Here is a 17528-nt window from a genome sequence, read left to right on the forward strand (position 1 = left end):
CTACTCCCGGATCAGCTGGTAACCCTGCCGGTAGATCGTCTGCAGCGGCGAGCGGCCGTCCGCGAGCAGGCCGAGCTTCTGGCGCAGGCTGCTCAGGTGAACGTCGATGTTGCGGTCGAAGCGCGCCAGCGGCCGGCCCAGGCCCTGTTCCGACAGCGCGTTCTTGCTGACGGCGCGTCCGGCGTGACGGGCCAGCACCTCGAGCAGGTTGAATTCGGTGCTGGTCAGTTCCAGCGGCGCGCCGTCCCAGGTCGCGCGGCGCTGTTCCGGGTACATGCCGAGCTTGCCGATTGCGAGCACGGCCGCAGGGCCGGCGCCTGCAGGGGCCTGGGTGCGGCGCAGGATGGCGCGCACGCGGGCGGTCAGCTCGCGCGGCGTGCAGGGCTTGGCGACGTAGTCGTCGGCGCCCAGTTCCAGGCCCAGGATGCGGTCGGCGTCGTCGCCGCGCGCGGTCAGCATCAGGACCGGGATGCGGCTGTCCGCGCGGATCTGGCGCAGGGCGTCGATGCCGTTCGTGCGCGGCATCATCACATCCAGCACGGCGATCGCGTAGTCGCCGCGCAGCGCCTCGCGGGCGCCGTCGAGGCCGTTGTGGACGCAGGTGGTGCGAAATCCTTCGCGTTCGAGGTATTCGGAAAACATTCCGACGAGTTCGACGTCGTCGTCGATCAGCAAAACATGGTTCATGGCACGCAGGATAGCAAACCGTGGCCCGCGTGGCTGGCGGGCGGGGCCGGGATTTACCTGACTTTACACCGGCCGCGCCGCGCCGTGGACGGCCCGCAGGCGCGGCTGGCGCAGGTGGTGTAGGCATTCCCCTCTAAACAGGGCGCGCAGCGCTTCCATTTCATTACAATGGGGCCTCGCCATTCAAGCCATCAGTCATTCTGCGCCCATGAGCAAACCCCTGCTGCATTTCTCCCACGGGAACAGTTACCCCGGCGGGACCTACAAGCGTCTGCTGCACGCCCTGGGCGAGCACTACGAGGTGCGCGCCCACGACATGTTCGGCCACGATCCGCGTTTCCCGGTGGGCGACGGCTGGCACGCCCTGGTGGATGAACTCATCCACCATCTGGAAGCGTACCCGGAGCCGCCGATCCTGGTGGGACACTCGCTGGGCGGGATGCTGAGCATGATGGCGGCCAAGCAGCGCCCCGACCTGGCGCGCTGCGTGGTGATGCTCGATTCGCCGGTGGTGGCCGGCTGGCGCGCCTTCCTGTGGAAGCTGGTGAAGCGGCGCGGCCTGGGATCGCGCTTTTCGCCGGCGCGGTTTTCCGAGCGGCGCCGCAACGTCTGGCCGGACCGGGCCGCGGCCTACCAGCACTTCATCGCCAAGCCGATGTTCCAGGCCTGGGCGCCGGGCGCGCTCGACGATTACCTCGAGCACGGCCTGCACCCGCACCCCGAGGGCGTGCAGCTGCGTTTCGACCGCGAGGTCGAAACCCGCATCTACAACACGCTGCCGCACCACATGGGCGCGATCCTGCGCGAGCCCTTTCCGCTGCCGATCGGCTTCATCGCCGGCACCACCTCGGAAGAGCTGCGCCAGGCCGGCCTGGACGCCACCCGCCGGCTGGTCGGAGAGAACCTGGTGATGATCGAGGGCGGCCACCTGTATCCGCTGGAAAAGCCCGAGGAAACCGCGCGGCTGACCCACGCCATGATCGGGCGTCTGCTTCCCCATCTCGAGACGGTGCCGGCGGCCACCGTTTAGCGTAAAATCGCAGGATTGATTTTTTGGAATGTCCACGATGGCTATCAAGAGCGACAAATGGATCCGCCGCATGGCGGAACAGCACGGAATGATCGAACCTTTCTCGCCGCAGCAGGTGCGCGAATCGGATGGTCGCCGAATCATTTCCTTCGGTACTTCGTCGTACGGTTACGATATTCGCTGTGCCGACGAGTTCAAGGTGTTCACCAACATTAACAGCACCATCGTCGATCCCAAGAACTTCGATTCGAATTCCTTCGTCGACGTGAAGAGCGATGTCTGCATCATTCCGCCGAATTCGTTCGCGCTGGCCCGCACCATCGAATACTTCCGCATCCCGCGCAACGTGCTGACCGTCTGCCTCGGCAAGTCGACCTATGCACGCTGCGGCATCATCGTCAACGTCACCCCCTTCGAGCCGGAATGGGAAGGCTACGTGACCCTCGAGTTCTCGAACACCACCCCGCTGCCGGCCAAGATCTACGCCGGCGAGGGCTGCGCCCAGGTGCTGTTTTTCGAATCCGACGAAGTCTGCGAGACCTCCTACAAGGACCGCGGCGGCAAGTACCAGGGCCAGGTTGGCGTCACGCTGCCAAAGACCTGATTCAGTTTTTCGTGCTAGCCTGTCAAAAATGAATCATGTTGATAGGCTAAACCATGTCTGACTGCTGCGGCGGCGGCTGCGCTTCCGGTAAGCCGCCCGTCGATCCCCGTTACCGGCGCATCCTGTGGATCGCGCTGTGGGTCAACGCGCTGATGTTCTGCGTCGAGATCGTCGGCGGACTTGGCGCGGGTTCGGTCTCGCTGCTGGCCGACGCGGTCGACTTCCTGGGCGACGCGGCCAACTACGGCATTTCCCTGTTCGTGCTGGCCCTGGCGCCGGTCTGGCGCTCGCGCACCGCACTGGTCAAGGGAGGGACCATGGGCGGCTATGGGCTGTTCGTGCTCGCCAGCGCCTTCTGGCACCTGCGCACCGGCACCGTGCCGCAGGCGCATACGATGGGCTGGATCGGCTTCTCGGCCCTGGCGGCCAACTGCGTCGTCGCCGCGCTGCTGTTCGCCTACCGCAAGGGCGACGCCAACATGCGCTCGGTGTGGCTGTGCACCCGCAACGATGCGATCGGCAACCTGGCCGTGATGCTGGCCGCGCTTGCCGTGTTCCAGACCGGCAGCGGCCTGCCGGACCTGGCGGTGGCCACCGTCATGGGCCTGCTCGGGCTGTCGGCCGCCTGCAGCGTCATCACCCATGCGCGGCGCGAGCTGCGTGACGCGCGCGCGTCGGCAGCACCGGCCCCGGTCGAACTCAAGCGCCGCTAGCATCGGACGTAAAAAAAGGGGCTTGCGCCCCTTTTTTTCGTGCTTCAAGCCGTCCGGTTACGCGTCCTGCATCACGCAATCCACGAAGTAGCCACGCTTGCCGTCCACCTCGCGCTTGACCAGCCCGTGCACGTCGGTCTCGAAGCCCGGGAAGCGCTCGTTGAAGTCGCGTGCGAAGCGCAGGTAGTCGACGATGGTCCGGTTGAAGCGCTCGCCCGGGATCAGGAGCGGGATGCCCGGCGGGTAAGGCGTCAAGAGGATCGCGGTGATGCGGCCTTCCAGCTCGTCGATGGCGACGCGCTCGATCTGGCGGTGCGCCATCTTGGCGAAGGCGTCCGACGGCTTCATGGCCGGGACCATGTCCGACAGGTACATCTCGGTGGTCAGGCGCGCCACGTCGTACTGCTTGTAGAAGCGGTGGATCTCGGTGCACAGGTCGCGCAGGCCGCGGGTCTCGTAGCGCGGGTTGGCCGAGGCGAACTGCGGCATCACCTGCCACATCGGCTTGTTGCGGTCGTAGTCGTCCTTGAACTGCTGCAGCGCCGTCACCAGGGTGTTCCAGCGGCCCTTGGTGATGCCGATCGTGAACATGATGAAGAAGGAGTACAGGCCGCACTTCTCGATGATCACGCCGTGCTCGGCCAGGTACTTGGTGACGATCGAGGCCGGGATGCCGGTCTCGCCGAACTGGCCGTCCAGCGACAGGCCCGGGGTCACGATGGTCGACTTGATCGGGTCGAGCATGTTGAAGCCCGGCGCCAGCTTGCCGAAGCCGTGCCAGTCGTCCTCGGCATGGATCATCCAGTCCTTCTGCTCGCCGATGCCTTCTTCCGACGGCACGTCCGGGCCCCAGACCTTGAACCACCAGTCGTCGCCGAACTCGGCGTCGACCTTCTTCATGGCGCGGCGGAAGTCCAGCGCTTCCAGGATCGACTCCTCGACCAGGGCGGTGCCGCCCGGCGCTTCCATCATGGCGGCGGCGACGTCGCAGGACGCGATGATCGAGTACTGGGGCGAGGTCGAGGTGTGCATCAGGTAGGCCTCGTTGAAGGCGTCCTGGTCCAGCTTGACGGTCTCGGATTCGCGCACCAGCACCTGCGAGGCCTGTGACAGGCCGGCCAGCAACTTGTGGGTCGACTGGGTCGAGAAGATCATCGACTGCTTGGCGCGCGGGCGGTTCTCGCCGATCGCGTGCATGTTCTGGTAGAAGCTGTGGAAGGCAGCGTGCGGCAGCCAGGCTTCGTCGAAGTGCAGGGTGTCGATCTTACCGTCCAGCATTTCGCGCAGGGTCTCGACGTTGTACACCACGCCGTCGTAGGTCGACTGGGTGATGGTGAGGATGCGCGGCTTCTTGTTCACGGCTTCGCGCGCGAACGGATTGGCTTCGATCTTGCGGGCGATCGACTCCGGGGTGAACTCTTCCAGCGGAATCGGGCCGATGATGCCGAGGTTGTTCCGGGTCGGCATCAGGAATACGGGAATCGCGCCGCACATGATGATCGAGTGCAGGATCGACTTGTGACAGTTGCGGTCGACCACCACGATGTCGCCCGGCGCCACTGTGCTGTGCCAGACCATCTTGTTCGAGGTCGAGGTGCCGTTGGTCACGAAATAGCAGTGGTCGGCGTTGTAGATACGGGCGGCGTTGCGCTCGGACTTGGCCACCGGGCCGGTGTGGTCGAGCAGCTGGCCGAGTTCCTCGACCGCGTTGCAGACGTCGGCGCGCAACATGTTCTCGCCGAAGAACTGGTGGAACATCTGGCCCACCGGGCTCTTCAAAAAGGCGACACCGCCCGAGTGGCCCGGGCAGTGCCACGAGTAGGAGCCGTCATAGGCGTAGTTGACCAGCGCGCGGAAGAAGGGCGGCGCCAGGCTGTCCAGGTAGGCCTTCGCTTCGCGGATGATGTGGCGCGCCACGAACTCCGGGGTGTCCTCGAACATGTGGATGAAGCCGTGCAGCTCCTTCAGGATGTCGTTCGGGATATGGCGGCTGGTGCGGGTCTCGCCGTAGATGTAGATCGGGATGTTCGCGTTCTTGTGACGGATCTCCTGCACGAAGGCGCGCAGGCGGGTCAGCGCGAAATCGGTTTCCTCGGCCGAGCCGCCGCCGAATTCCTCGTCGTCGATGGACAGGACGAACGCGGAGGCGCGCGACTGCTGCTGGGCGAACTGGGACAGGTCGCCGTAGCTGGTCAGGCCGAGCACCTCCATGCCTTCCTGCTCCATCGCGGCCGCAAGCGCGCGAATGCCGAGACCGGAGGTGTTCTCGGAACGGAAGTCCTCGTCGATGATGACGATGGGGAAACGAAATTTCATGGACAGCTCCAAAGCGAAGCGCCGCGGAAGCGCGCAGCCCGGATGGGCTTGTGCGCCGGCCACGGCACCGGGAAAAAGAGGAAACGGATTTTCGCAGAAATTACGCGCGCCGGTGCAGTTTTTTTAAGGCTTTATTCGCAAGCCCTATCCGAAGGGTAACCAGTGCGCGCAATTGTTGGCGCACTCTAGCTGGCGCCCTCCCGCCGGCGCAGCTACTTGCCCAGCCGGCGGCCGACCCGCCGGAAGGCCTCGGTCAGGGCAGCGGCACCGACTGCCGCCGCCAGGGGGCCGGCCGAGAACGGCATCGGATCGGCCTGGATCGCCGCGAAAAAGGCGAGCGTGATGCCGAACGCGGCCACGGCGCTGGTCAGGGTCAGCAGCCAGGTGCGGCGCGCCAGCAGGGTGATCGCGGCCAGCGAGATGGCGACCTGTTGGGCGACCGAAGCGGCCGCCCACTGGCGGTGCCGGTGCAGCTCCCGCTCGGACCGGGCATTCCATTCGGCCGAGGCGGCCTCGAAGCGCTCGGCCTCCTTGCGGATCGTTTCCTTCTCGATGCCGTAGCGCTGGATTTCCTCGCGGTAGTGGGTCTGGTCCACGCCCGGCAGGCTGGCGCCGAGCTCGGCCAGGTTCTGGCGGCTGGTCTTGGCCTGGTAATGGCCCCAGGCATTGGCGGCGCTGGTCTTGTCGATCGCCGCATTACTCTTGTACAGGGCGGCATTGTTGTGGGCGGCGCTGCCGATGAAGCCGAACATGGTGCCGAGCGTGGCCAGGATGGCGATCAGCACCGCCACCTTGCCGGCGAAGCCGTCCCCGCCCCGGGTGCCGGGGGTGCGAATCGCCTGGTCCGTCATCGGGTCAGCGCTCCTTACGGATATAGGTCACGAAAGTGTACTTGTAGCCGTTCTTTTCGGAGAAATGGGGATCCCGGGCAGTTTCGGTCCACTCATTCGGATCGATTTTTGGGAAAAATGTGTCGCATTCATAAACATGGTCAATCTCAGTCACGATCATCCGATCCGCAATCGCCATCGATTCGGCAAATATTTGTCCGCCGCCGATGATGCTAGCATCTTGACCATTGAGCATCTCGAAGGCTGCTTCTAACGAGCCTGCTGCCTCTGCGCCCTCGTGTGACCAATGTGGATTTCTCGTAATAACGATGTTTCGGCGCTTAGGCAATGGTTTGCCTAGCGAATCGAAGGTTCTTCGCCCCATCAAAATGGGGCGGTCGATCGTTACGCGTTTGAAGTGTGCTAAGTCTTCCGGGAGATACCACGGCATCTGATTGTTGATGCCAATACCACGTTGTGCGTCGAACGCTACTACCAGAGTTAGTTGCGGCTTCAACGGGCCACCATGTAACAGACGAATTCAGTGTTGTGGGGGCGCATTAGTTTGTCCATCCTGTGGAGCTTATGATTCTCGATCCGAAATGTTGTCGCTTCGTAAGCGCAATGTCAAGCGATATGCGCTTTTGCAGAGCATTCAAACGGCCACCGGCGCCTTGATCGCGGGTTCCGGATCGTAGCCGACCACCTCGAAATCCTCGAAGCGGTAGTCGAACAGCGAATCCGGCTTGCGCTTGATGCGCAGCCGCGGCAGCGCCTTCGGCGTGCGCGAGAGCTGCAGCGCGACCTGCTCCAGGTGGTTGCTGTACAGGTGGCAGTCGCCGCCGGTCCAGATGAATTCTCCTACTTCCAGCCCGGCCTGCTGCGCCATCATGTGGGTCAGGATCGCGTACGAGGCGATATTGAAGGGCACGCCCAGGAAGATGTCGGCGCTGCGCTGGTACAGCTGGCAGGACAGCTTGCCGTCGGCCACGTAGAACTGGAACAGGGCATGGCAGGGCGGCAGCTTCATGTCGGGCAGGTCGGCCACGTTCCAGCTTGATACCACCATGCGGCGCGAGTCCGGCGTGTTGCGGATCTGGTCCAGCACCTGCGTGATCTGGTCGATATGGCCGCCATCGGGCGTCGGCCAGCTGCGCCACTGGTAGCCGTAGATCGGACCGAGATTGCCGTCGGCATCGGCCCATTCGTCCCAGATGCTGACCCCGTTCTGCTTCAGGTAGGCGATATTGGTCGAGCCTTGCAGGAACCAGATCAGCTCATGGATGATGGACCTCAGATGGACCTTCTTGGTGGTGAGCAGGGGGAAGCCCTGCTGCAGGTCGAAACGCATCTGGTGGCCGAACACCGACAGGGTGCCGGTACCGGTGCGGTCGGTCTTGACCGCGCCATGTTCTTGCACATGGCGCATGAAATCGAGGTATTGGCGCATTACGAATGACAATGGGTGACAGTCTGACATTGTAACCGAGAGCGCGCCGATGGGCAGCGGCCATGCCGGTTCGCCGGCACAGGCGTGCGATGGCGCGCCCGGTGCTCGGGTATAGTCGGCCCATGACGACTTCCACGACATATCCGGCCACGCCGGACGGCCGCTACTTCGTCGTCGCCGGCCGCCTCTGGCGCACCAGTAATCCGGCGCTCGCGCCGCAGCAGCGGCAGGCGCTGGTGGACGCGCTGATGGCGGCGCGCCGGCAGGTCGGCGCCGCCCGGCGTGCGGGCGACCCCGACGCGGAGCGCGCCGCGCGCGCGGCGGTCGATGCCGCCAAGCGGGGGCTGGGCGAGCGCGGCCCGGTGTGGTGGACCGACGGCGCGCCCGACTTCAACCGGCGGATGGCGAAGAATACGCCCTACGCCGCGTGGTACGCGGCCCTGCCGCCGGATGCCGCCGGCTAGGGGCGGTCTGACTTGCAGCGGGCACGGGATGCCGACCGGGCCATGACGAGCATGTCCTTGTCGCGAGCGGAAATTAGTCGGACAGGCCCTGGTCGCCCGGCGCGGCCAGGGCCCGCGCGAACAGCGCGAGCGCCGCGTGCACCTGCTTGTCCGTCGCACGCACCAGGTTGTCTCCCACGTACAGCTCGAAGTAACTGGTGCCGGGGAGGGCGGCACTGGCGATGCGGTTGAAGATCCAGATGCCGTGCTGCTCGGCCAGCGCGCGGCGGATCGCCAGCGCGCGTTCCGGCGTCACCGGCAGGTGCAGGTGCAGCATATTGGCCTGCGGCGCGCCCGGGTTGACGCGGATGATCGGATGCGCGGCCAGCGCCTGGTACAGGAACCGGGTACGGCGCAGGTAGTCCGGCATCGCCGCAAGGCGCGCGTCGAACTGCATCGCGGCCGCGACCGCGTAGGGCGAGCGGTGGATCACGTTGCCGCCTTCGCGCCGGAACCACTCGGCCGCGCGGTCCACGAATTCGCGCGTGCCGGCCAGCATGGCGCCGCCCAGGCCGCCGATGCCCTTGTAGAGCGAGACGTAGACCGAATCGAAGCCGGCCGCCACCTCGTGCAGCGGCTTGCCGTAGCCGGTGGCGGCTTCCCACAGGCGCGCACCGTCCATGTGCAGGTGGGCGCCGCGCGCCCGGCAGTGGGCCTTGATCGCTTCCAGCTCGTCCCAGGGCGACAGCTGGCCGCCGATCTCGCGCAGCGGCAGCTCCAGGCCCACCGCGCCCAGGCGGTCGGGAATCGCGGCCAGGTCGGCCACGCTCCACGGACGGTAGGGGTCGCCCGCCCGGAGCGCCTTGAAGTGGCCCAGCAACTGGTAATTGGAGCGCTCGTGCACGAAGATGTGCGAGGTCGGATGCAGGGCGACCAGGTCGCGTGCGCGGTCCTGGCAGGCCAGGCGCAGGGCCGTGACCTGGGCCATGGTGCCGCTGATGCAGAACACCGCGGCCTCCATGCCCAGCAGGCGCGCGACCTTGGCCTCGAATTCCTGCAGCAGGGCGCCGCTGCAGTAGACGTCGTGCTCGACGCCGCGCGCCTCGCACCATGCCGCCATGGCGGCAAACAGTTCGGCCGGCGGCCGGGCGCGGTGGCCGGGAAATACGGTGTGGCAGCTGCGCTGCAAGGCGGTGTCGTTCAAGTGGGGCTCCCGTGCAAGCCCGCCACTGTACACCAAACCCCCTGCCGTGCGAGCCAGGCCCCGAGCATCAGGGCGCGCCCAGCGCCAGGCGGCTCGCCGGCGCCTGCGGCGCCGCGATCGCGGTGCCGGCATCGGCCAGTCGGAACAGGCGCACGGCACGCGCCAGCGCGGCGGCCTGGTCCTGCATCGCCTGCGCGGCGGCGCTGGCCTGCTCGACCAGGGCGGCGTTCTGCTGGGTCGCCTCGTCCATCTCGCCGACCGAGCGGTTGACGTGCTCGATGCCGCTGCTCTGCTCCTGGCTGGCGGCGGTGATGTCGGACATGATATCGGTCACGCGCGCCACGCTGGAGAGCACCTCGTTCATGGTCAGGCCCGCTTCGGCCACCAGCTTGCTGCCGGCGTCCACCTCGTCGTTGGAGGTGGCGATCAGGACCTTGATTTCCCTGGCCGCCGCAGCGCAGCGCTGGGCCAGGCCGCGCACCTCGCTGGCGACGACGGCGAAGCCGCGCCCCTGTTCGCCGGCGCGCGCCGCTTCGACGGCCGCGTTCAGCGCCAGGATATTGGTCTGGAAGGCGATGCCGTCGATGACGCCGGTGATGTCGGAGATCTTGCGCGAGGACTGGGTGATGGCGTCCATGCGCTCGATCACCTGGGCCACGGTGGCGCCGCTCTTCTCGGCGACGGTCGAGGCGCCGAGCGCGAGCTGGTTGGCCTGGCGCGCATGGTCGGCATTCCGGCGCACGGTGGCGGTGAGCTGGTCCATCATGGAGGCCGTGCCGGCCAGGCTGGCGGCCTGTTCCTCGGTACGCTGGCACAGGTCGAGGTTGCCGGCCGAAATTTCCTGCGAGGCGTTGGCGATCTGCTCGGCGCCTTCGCGCACCTTGCCCACCACCGCGGACAGGCCGGCGCCGATGGTATTGATGGCCTCGTTCAGCAGGCCGATCTCGTCGCGGCGGGTGCTCGCCACCTTCGCGCTCAGGTCGCCCTCGGCGATCCGCCGGGCCACGTCGCGTACTTCGGCCAGCGGACGCGAGACCTTGACGCGCATGGTTGCGTACAGCACGCCGGCCAGCACGCCCAGCGCCAGCAGGCCGAAGCCGATGAAGCGGTTGCGCAGGCTGCTTGCAGCCGCCGTGATCTCGTCCAGGTAGGTGCCGCCGGCGACGATCCAGTTCCAGTCCGCGATGTGGGTATAGACCACGAACTTCTCGCGCGGCGCGGCTTCGCCCGGGTTCTGCCAGTCGTAGCGGATGCTGCCGTCCTTTTTCGCGAGGATCTCCTTGATGAAGAAGCGGCCGCCGGCGTCCTTGCTCTCGGCGATGTTGCTGCCCTCCTTGGCCGGGTGCACGATCAGCGTGCCCGCCGCCTTGCCGGGCGTTGCGTCGAGCACGTAGAAGTAGCCGGTGTCGCCCACGCTCATGGCGCGGATGCGGTCCTTCAGCACGGCCAGGTCGGCGCCGATGTCGACCGCCGCCTGCAGCGCCCCCACCACCTTGCCGGCGCCGTCGGACAGCAGTTGGTAATGGGCGATGGTCTGCCTGCCGGACAGGGAGGCCGGGCCGGTCCAGTCGCGCCCGGCGCGCAGGGCGGCGTAGGCCGGGCTGGCGCGGTCGAGGGCGGCGCCGACGGCGCGTGCGCCGCCCTCCTTCTTCACCGAACTGCTCACGCTCGTGAAATCGTCGCCGTCGGCGACGAAAATGGTGGCGAGCCCGCCGGTCTGCGCGCTGAAGCGGTCGGGCACGTCCGCATCGAGGTTCAGCAGCCTGCCGTCGAGCAGGAGAGCGGGCGTGGCCTTGCCGTCGATCTCGACCGGCGCGGCCGGGTCCAGCGCCAGGCTGCCGCTCAGCGCCGACTTGAGGATTTTGCCGAAACCGAGGGCCTGCGCGCTCGCACCCCGGTTGTACATCTCGACCGTGTTGGCGACGCTGCGCAGCTCCTTGGACACGCTCTGGGCGGCGCGTTCTTCGAGCATCGAGGAAATCGCCATCGTGATCACCACCAGCAGGGCGGCAATCGTGGCGCCCATCAGGGCGAAGGTGATGGCGCTGATGCGGGTGCCGAGGGTCCAGCCGGCGGCCTTGCGATTGTTATTGTTCATGAAATAGTGACGGGTCGAGGGGAGCCGATCATACCGTTCACTATTTCATTGTGGCAACAACTGTTGTCAAAAATTTGTCGAATTTGATGCGTTGCCACAACACCAAGGCCGTGCCGCGCGCGGCATGGGTCCGGTCAGGATAGCTGCTCGAGCGGCACCGGCGCCTGGAACTGCAAGGCCGCCAGCTTGGCGTAGACGCCGCCCTGCGCCACCAGCGAGGCGTGCGTGCCGGACTCCGCCACGCGTCCATCGTCCAGCACGACGATGCGGTCGGCGCGCTGCACGGTGGCCAGGCGGTGGGCGATGATGATGGTGGTGCGCCCCACCAGCGCCGCCTCCAGCGCGCGCTGCACCAGGCGCTCCGACTCGGCGTCCAGCGCGCTGGTGGCTTCGTCGAGCAGCAGCAGGGGCGGGTTCTTGAGCAGGGCGCGGGCGATCGCGATGCGCTGGCGCTGGCCGCCCGACAGGCGCACGCCGCGCTCGCCCAGGAACGAGCCGTAGCCCTGCGGCAGGCGCTCGATGAACTCGTGGGCGGCGGCCATCTTCGCGGCCGCAATCACTTCGTCGTCGCTGGCCTCGGGGCGGCCATAGCGGATGTTCTCCAGCGCGCTGCTCGAGAAGATGATGGTGTCCTGGGGCACGATGCCGATCGCGTCGCGCAGCGTGTGCAGGGCCAGGTCGCGGATGTCGATGCCCTCCAGGCGGATGCTGCCGGCCTGCGGGTCGTAGAAGCGCAGCAGCAGCTGGAACAGGGTGGTCTTGCCGGCGCCGGAGGGGCCGACCAGGGCCACGGTTTCGCCGGCCGCGATGTCGAGCTTGAGGTGCGCCAGCGCCGCGCTATCGAGCCGCGAAGGGTAGCTGAAGCTGACGTCCTGCAGGCTGACGCGGGCGCCGTTGCCGGTGCGTGGCGGGAGCGGCTGCGGACGCGCCGGGTCCTGGATGTCGGAGCGGGCCGCCAGCAGTTCCAGCAGGCGTTCGGTGGCGCCGGCGGCGCGCTGGGCTTCGCCCATCACTTCCGACAGCGCGCCGATCGAACCGGCCACGATCGCCGCGTACAGGATGAATTGTCCGAGGTCGCCGCCGCTCATGGTCCCGCGAAGCACCGCATGGGCGCCGAGCCAGAGCACGAATACGATGGCGCCGAACACCAGCACGATGGCCAGCATGGTCAGGGTGGCGCGCGCCCGGATGCGCCGGATCGCGGTCTGGAAGGCGCCGTCGACCGAGTGCTGGAAGCGGCCGGCTTCGATTCCTTCGTGGGTGAAGGCCTGCACGGTGGGCATGGCGTTGAGGATTTCGCCGGCCAGCGCCGAGGCGTCGGCGATGCGGTCCTGCGAGTCGCGCGAGAGCTGGCGCACGCGCCGCCCGAACATCACGATCGGCAGCACCACCAGCACCAGCAGGCCGAGGATGATGGCGGTGAGCTTGGGGCTGGTCACGAACAGCATCACCAGGCCGCCGGCGAACAGCAGGGTATTGCGCAGGGCCAGCGAGATGCTGGTGCCCACCACGCTCTGGATCAGGGTGGTGTCGGTGGTCAGGCGCGACAGTACTTCGCCGGTGCGGGTGGTCTCGAAGAACTCGGGACTCTGGTGCACCACGTGGCGATAGACCGCGGCGCGGATGTCGGCGGTGACGCGCTCGCCCAGCCAGGACACCATGAAGAAGCGCGCCGCGGTGGCCACGGCCAGCACCGCGGCCACGCCGAACAGGGCCAGGAAGGTGGCGTTCACGTTCTGGATGCTCTGGCTGCCGGCGCCGCCCCCGAAACCGTGGTCGATCATCTGCTTGAAGGCCGCCGGGATCGCCAGGGTCGCGCCGGCTGCGAACAGCAGGGCGATGCCGGCGAAGACGAACTGGCGGCGGTAGGGCCGCAGGAAGGGGAGCAAGCCCTTCAGGGCCGCCAGGCTGCCTTGGCGGGATGGCTTGGTGTCTGCGGTAGGGGCGGTGTCGGGGGTGCCGGTGGAGCGGGAGGTCATCGTCTCGGTTGGGGTTCTTATTGCTGTTTCTTGGGTATTCAAAGCTTCATCGGGCGCACGTAGCCGGTCATTTCCAGGTAGCCGCGGCCCAGCCGCTTGCCGGCGCGGCTGACCGTCACCGCGCCTTCCCAGTACACCGCGCCGGTCGAGCGCCGCGAGTCGAGTTCCTGGTCTTGCTGCAGCGGCGTCAGCTGCCAGCGCTGCGCACCCGTGGTGACGGTCGTCGCCACCGGATATTCGGCGCCGGTGCGCGGCGACCGCCAGCGCGCGGTGGGCGTGAAACCGACCTGGTCGGGCGGGTAGCGGGTCACCTTGCCCGCCGCGTCGCGCAAGGTCGCGTGCGCCCATAGTTTACCACCTTGCTTGCTGCGGACCTGGAAAGCCATCAGCGCGCCGCCGTCGTCGAGGTTCACGCCGATCCAGTCCCAGCCCGTGGCGTCCGGCTCCAGCGCTTCGCTCGACCATTCGTGATCGAGCCAGGCGCTGCCGGTGACGGCGACCGGGGTGCTGCCGGCGCGGCCCACCTTGCCGCTCACCTTGAGCTGCGGTTCGCTGTAATAGTGGCTGGCATGCTGCGGGCTGCCGCCCTTGCGCGAATAGCCGCCTTCGCCCTGCACCAGCACCGCCTGGGTTGGCTGCAGGCGCAGTTCCAGCGTCAGTTCGCTCGAGCGGATCGTCACGCGGTAGCTGCCTTCGTCCTTGCCCGCGGCCTCGCGCACCATGCGCCAGTCGTCCAGCTTCAGGTCGGTGTTGCCGGTGCGGGCCCAGGCCAGGCCGAAGCCTTCGCGCGCGCTGCGCTGGTCGTGCACCAGGCGTCCGAGCGCCGGGTCGGACAGGGCGGCGTGGCCGATCACCAGCTGGCGCGGCGCAAAGGCGCTCGGGTTGCGCGGGTCGTGCTCGGTGCGACTGCGGAAAAACGTCACCTGGAAGCCGAGCGGCTTGCCGTCCGGCGTCTCGACCCAGCCGGTGACGTACCACCACTCGGTGCGAAACTCCGGATGGGCGCCGAAATCGCGTGGGAACGACAGCGTCGTGCCGGGCACCACCGGGGCGAACTCGGGCGGTTCGGCATGGACCGACCGGCACAACAGCAACGACAGCAAGAACAGCAAACACAGACACGATCGCGCAGCGCGCATTACCAATCCTCCCTGACCGCGCGTACCGGACCACCCGATAGCGCATAGCGTCCCGACACCAGCGCGGTCGCCACCGAAGCGGCGACCAGCACGCAAGCGACGCTCCCCAGCAGCGTCCAGGGCAGATGCAGTTGCATCGTCCAGTGGAAGGACTGGGGATTCACAACATAAACCAGGATCAGGCTGATGACCAGCCCCAGCGCGAAGCCGCAGGCCACGCCGAGCAGGGTAAGCAAGCCGCCTTCGAAGGCGAGGATGCCCAGCACCTGGCCGCGCGTGACGCCGACGTGGCGCAGCATGCCGAATTCCCTGGCGCGCGCCAGCGTCTGCGCCGAAAAGCTGGCGGCCACGCCCGACAGGCCGATCGCGATGGCGATCGCCTCCAGCAGATAGGTGACCGCGAAGCTGCGGTCGAAGATCTTCAGGCTCATGGCGCGGATCTCGCCGGCCGACATGGTCCGCAGTGCCTTGCCGAAGGGAAGGGCGCGCACGGCTTGCTCGAGCTGCTGCGCACTGCTGCCGCGGGCCGCGAACAGGGCGGCATCGGTGACCTCGGCCTCGCCGGTGATGGCGCGGTAGTCCTGCAGGCGGATCACGACCGAACCGGCCTGGTTGGCGTAGTCGCGCCACACGCCGGCGACGAAGAAGGGCGTCCGGGCGCCGCCCAGCGGCAGCGTGATCGTGGCGCCGACCCGCGCGCCATACAGGTCGAGCAGTGCTTCCGAGACCCAGGCGGGGCGGGCGCCGGACGGGACCGGCGCACTGTCGCCGACCAGGTAGAGCAAGCGGCCCGGGTCGCGCGGGTCGATATCGCGCGCGATCACGACCACGTTCGGGCGCGATGGCAGGAGCGATACCGGGCGCGTGCGCAGGAAGTGGGCCTGGGCCACGCCCGGCAGCGCGCGCAGTGCGGTCTGCTGCTCGGGAGTGAGGAATCCGGTGTTGCCGCCGCTTGTGGTCCGGACGTACAGGTCGGCCGGCAGGATGTGGCCCATCCAGTCGTCCACCGACACCCGGAAGCTGGCCACCATGATGCCCATCGCGACCATCAGGCTGAAGCTGGCCAGCACGCCGCCCAGCGCGATCGAGGCCTGGCCCGGCGCATTGGCCAGCCGCGCCAGGGCCAGCGTGAGCACGGGATGGACCCGGCGCCGGCGCAGCAGCGCGCGCTCCATGCGCCGGAACGATTCCGCCGCCAGGCGCGGCATCAGGCCGATGCCGCCGATCAGGAGCAGCGCGATCGAGCAGTAGCCGAGCAGCGGCAGCTCGAATAGCGGCGGGGCGAAGGCCAGCATGCCCGCCAGCGCCAGGCACGATAGCGAGGGCCATATTCGCGCCAGGCGCGCCAGCGCGGCTTCGTCGGCGCCGGACTTGATCGCCACCGCCGGGCGCGCGCGCGCCGCCTCCAGGGCCGGGACCAGGCAGCCGAGCAGCGCCACCCCCAGGCCGAGCACGAAGAACACGCCGGCGGCCAGCGGCGTGAACTGGACCTGCGGGCGGATGCCCGGGAAGTAGCCGGCGCCGAGGTCGCCGCCGAAGTAGCGCAGCGCCAGCGCGGCCAGCGCATAGCCGCCCACGATCCCGAGCAGCGAGCCCGCCAGGCCCAGGCTGGCGCCCTCGAGCAGCACCTGGCGCAGCAGGTGGCCGCGCTCCAGCCCGAGCACGCGCAGCAGCGCGAACTGGCTGCGCCGTCGCATCACGGACAAGGCCTGGGTCGAGAACACCAGGAAGGCGCCGGTGAACAGGGCCACCAGGGCCAGCACGGTCAGGTTGACGCGGTAGGCCCGGCTCAGGTTGGCGTTGCGTTGTTCCTGGTCGCCGTCGTCCGGCTGGCGCACCGTGAAGCGGCCCGGGAAGGCGCGCTCCAGGTCCGCCGTCAGCGAGCGCCGGAAGGCCGCGCGGTCGACGCCGTCGCGCAGCTTCAGGTCGACGCGCGAGAGGCGCCCCAGTTGCCGGAAGCGCCACTGCATGGCGCCGATGTCCATCACGGCGATGCGCTGGCCGGCCCGGGCGCGCTGGACCGGGCCGGCCACGCGCAGCAGCAGCTCGCCGGTGCCGGCGCGCAGCGCCACGCTGTCGCCCGCACGCTTGCCGAGCCAGCTTTGCGCGGCCGGCGACAGGAAGATCGCGTCGTCGGCCAGCACGTCCATCAGGCGGCCTTCTTGCGGCGCGCCGGTCAGGTCGGGCGAGATGAAGCCGGCGCGGAAGGCGTCGATGCCGACGATGCGCAGCGCGCCCCGGTCGTCCGCCAGGCCGGCCGAGAGTTCCAGCACCGGCGCCGCCACCGCCACCTCTGGCAGCGCCGCCAGGCGACCGTAAACGGATTCGTCGAACAGGGGCTCGCGTCCGGCGACCTGCAGGTCGGCCTGGCCCGACAGGCTCTTGACGGCCGCCGAGAATTCGTTGAAGGCGGCGGCATTGATCAGGTGGATGGCGAAGCCCATGGCGACGCCGACCGCGATGGCGGCGATCGCCAGCAGCGCGCGCACCGGATGGGCGCGCCACTCGCCGAACAGCAGCCAGCGGGCCAGCGTGGGGAAGCGCGCAGGGGAGTCGGGCTTCAGGCCGGGCATTCCACCGCCAGCACCTCGGCCTGGCGCCTCGCCTTGGTACGTGCCCGCGCGCCGCCGTCGCCAGCGTCGCCACCACCGCGTCCTGCGCGCGCGGCGTCTTCGTCGAGCCACTTCTGCTGCAGGCGCAGCTTGTCGCAGCGGCGCTGCCGGGCGGCGGCGGCGCGCTGCGCACGTTCGTTCTCGCGCGCCTGGCGTGCGTCGCGCCGGTCCTGGTCGGTGCGCGCGTCTTCGATTTCCTGCAGCAGCGCGCGTTCGCGCTCCAGGCGCGCCACCGCCTCGGCCGGGGCCACGTCGCGCGGCTGCACCGCCAGCGGTATCGCGTGCGGGCCGCAGGGCCGGTCGTGGTAGCTGATCTTGCCGTCCTCGGTGCACTTGTAGACCGTCTGCGCCGCTGCGCTCCGGCAGGCAAGGGGGCCAAGGCCCGCGAGGCAGAGCAGGATCACGGAAATCTGTTTCAGCATG

15 protein-coding genes are annotated in these 17528 nt (G+C 68.1%); 4 read left to right on the top strand and 11 right to left on the bottom strand.

Features of this window, described 5'->3' with window-relative positions:
• A complete protein-coding gene (locus IM543_11890; protein ID QOY92347.1) occupies positions 1-687 on the bottom strand; it encodes a response regulator transcription factor in 687 nt (228 codons plus the stop codon).
• Positions 688-895: 208 nt separating this feature from the next.
• Between IM543_11890 and IM543_11895 the strand changes: the two genes are divergently transcribed.
• The 3 genes from IM543_11895 to IM543_11905 are packed head-to-tail and all read left to right on the top strand — an operon-like array spanning position 896 to position 3034.
• A complete protein-coding gene (locus IM543_11895; protein QOY92348.1) occupies positions 896-1717 on the top strand; it encodes an alpha/beta hydrolase in 822 nt (273 codons plus the stop codon).
• Between the two features lie 37 nt (positions 1718-1754).
• Positions 1755-2321 (top strand): dCTP deaminase, encoded by a 567-nt coding sequence (locus tag IM543_11900; GenBank protein ID QOY92349.1) that lies wholly within the window; start codon positions 1755-1757, stop codon positions 2319-2321.
• Between the two features lie 53 nt (positions 2322-2374).
• Positions 2375-3034: a cation transporter gene (locus tag IM543_11905; protein QOY92350.1), complete on the top strand. Its 660-nt coding sequence runs from the start codon at positions 2375-2377 to the stop codon at positions 3032-3034.
• A 57-nt stretch (positions 3035-3091) separates the two neighbouring features.
• On the opposite strand, the gene IM543_11910 is transcribed toward IM543_11905, so the two are convergent.
• From IM543_11910 to IM543_11925, 4 genes are all read right to left on the bottom strand, one after another.
• A complete protein-coding gene (locus IM543_11910) occupies positions 3092-5350 on the bottom strand; it encodes an arginine/lysine/ornithine decarboxylase (protein QOY92351.1) in 2259 nt (752 codons plus the stop codon).
• 212 nt (positions 5351-5562) lie between these two features.
• Positions 5563-6201 (bottom strand): DUF4337 domain-containing protein, encoded by a 639-nt coding sequence (locus IM543_11915; GenBank protein QOY92352.1) that lies wholly within the window; start codon positions 6199-6201, stop codon positions 5563-5565.
• A gap of 4 nt (positions 6202-6205) precedes the next feature.
• On the bottom strand, positions 6206-6697 hold the full coding sequence (locus IM543_11920) for a dihydrofolate reductase (protein ID QOY92353.1): 492 nt from the start codon (positions 6695-6697) through the stop codon (positions 6206-6208).
• 138 nt (positions 6698-6835) lie between these two features.
• Positions 6836-7630 carry a thymidylate synthase gene (locus IM543_11925; protein QOY92354.1) on the bottom strand — a complete coding sequence of 265 codons (795 nt, stop codon included), beginning with the start codon at positions 7628-7630 and terminating at the stop codon, positions 6836-6838.
• A 122-nt stretch (positions 7631-7752) separates the two neighbouring features.
• Here IM543_11925 and IM543_11930 point away from each other — a divergent pair, with 122 nt between their 5' ends.
• Entirely contained in the window at positions 7753-8094 is a 342-nt protein-coding gene (locus tag IM543_11930; protein QOY92355.1) for a hypothetical protein, read from the top strand.
• Between the two features lie 73 nt (positions 8095-8167).
• On the opposite strand, the gene IM543_11935 is transcribed toward IM543_11930, so the two are convergent.
• The 6 genes from IM543_11935 to IM543_11960 all read right to left on the bottom strand — a co-directional run bounded on the left by IM543_11935 (position 8168) and on the right by IM543_11960 (position 17527).
• The gene (locus IM543_11935) at positions 8168-9277 is read right to left on the bottom strand and encodes an aminotransferase class I/II-fold pyridoxal phosphate-dependent enzyme (GenBank protein QOY92356.1); all 1110 of its coding nucleotides are present in this window, start codon (positions 9275-9277) and stop codon (positions 8168-8170) included.
• 67 nt (positions 9278-9344) lie between these two features.
• On the bottom strand, positions 9345-11375 hold the full coding sequence (locus IM543_11940; GenBank protein ID QOY92357.1) for a Cache 3/Cache 2 fusion domain-containing protein: 2031 nt from the start codon (positions 11373-11375) through the stop codon (positions 9345-9347).
• A gap of 134 nt (positions 11376-11509) precedes the next feature.
• Positions 11510-13354, bottom strand: a complete 1845-nt coding sequence (locus IM543_11945) for an ATP-binding cassette domain-containing protein (protein QOY92358.1) — start codon at positions 13352-13354, stop codon at positions 11510-11512.
• 38 nt (positions 13355-13392) lie between these two features.
• The gene (locus tag IM543_11950; protein QOY92359.1) at positions 13393-14493 is read right to left on the bottom strand and encodes a carotenoid 1,2-hydratase; all 1101 of its coding nucleotides are present in this window, start codon (positions 14491-14493) and stop codon (positions 13393-13395) included.
• Entirely contained in the window at positions 14493-17066 is a 2574-nt protein-coding gene (locus IM543_11955) for an FtsX-like permease family protein (protein ID QOY92360.1), read from the bottom strand. The genes IM543_11950 and IM543_11955 overlap by 1 nt, the downstream gene beginning before the upstream one ends.
• A complete protein-coding gene (locus IM543_11960) occupies positions 17054-17527 on the bottom strand; it encodes a DUF4124 domain-containing protein (protein QOY92361.1) in 474 nt (157 codons plus the stop codon). Before IM543_11960 ends, IM543_11955 begins: the two co-directional genes overlap by 13 nt.
• Position 17528 lies beyond the last annotated feature (1 nt).

It is taken from the genome of Massilia sp. UMI-21 (genome assembly GCA_015277795.1).
Taxonomy (GTDB): domain Bacteria; phylum Pseudomonadota; class Gammaproteobacteria; order Burkholderiales; family Burkholderiaceae_D; genus Telluria.

Coding starts and splice junctions, on each gene's coding strand:
- IM543_11890 (QOY92347.1), bottom strand. CDS start 687: ATGAACCATGTTTTGCTGATCGACGACGACGTCGAACTCGTCGGAATG.
- IM543_11940 (QOY92357.1), bottom strand. CDS start 11,375: ATGAACAATAACAATCGCAAGGCCGCCGGCTGGACCCTCGGCACCCGC.
- IM543_11925 (QOY92354.1), bottom strand. CDS start 7,630: ATGCGCCAATACCTCGATTTCATGCGCCATGTGCAAGAACATGGCGCG.
- IM543_11945 (QOY92358.1), bottom strand. CDS start 13,354: ATGACCTCCCGCTCCACCGGCACCCCCGACACCGCCCCTACCGCAGAC.
- IM543_11900 (QOY92349.1), top strand. CDS start 1,755: ATGGCTATCAAGAGCGACAAATGGATCCGCCGCATGGCGGAACAGCAC.
- IM543_11895 (QOY92348.1), top strand. CDS start 896: ATGAGCAAACCCCTGCTGCATTTCTCCCACGGGAACAGTTACCCCGGC.
- IM543_11930 (QOY92355.1), top strand. CDS start 7,753: ATGACGACTTCCACGACATATCCGGCCACGCCGGACGGCCGCTACTTC.
- IM543_11915 (QOY92352.1), bottom strand. CDS start 6,201: ATGACGGACCAGGCGATTCGCACCCCCGGCACCCGGGGCGGGGACGGC.
- IM543_11950 (QOY92359.1), bottom strand. CDS start 14,493: ATGCGCGCTGCGCGATCGTGTCTGTGTTTGCTGTTCTTGCTGTCGTTG.
- IM543_11905 (QOY92350.1), top strand. CDS start 2,375: ATGTCTGACTGCTGCGGCGGCGGCTGCGCTTCCGGTAAGCCGCCCGTC.
- IM543_11955 (QOY92360.1), bottom strand. CDS start 17,066: ATGCCCGGCCTGAAGCCCGACTCCCCTGCGCGCTTCCCCACGCTGGCC.
- IM543_11910 (QOY92351.1), bottom strand. CDS start 5,350: ATGAAATTTCGTTTCCCCATCGTCATCATCGACGAGGACTTCCGTTCC.
- IM543_11960 (QOY92361.1), bottom strand. CDS start 17,527: ATGCTGAAACAGATTTCCGTGATCCTGCTCTGCCTCGCGGGCCTTGGC.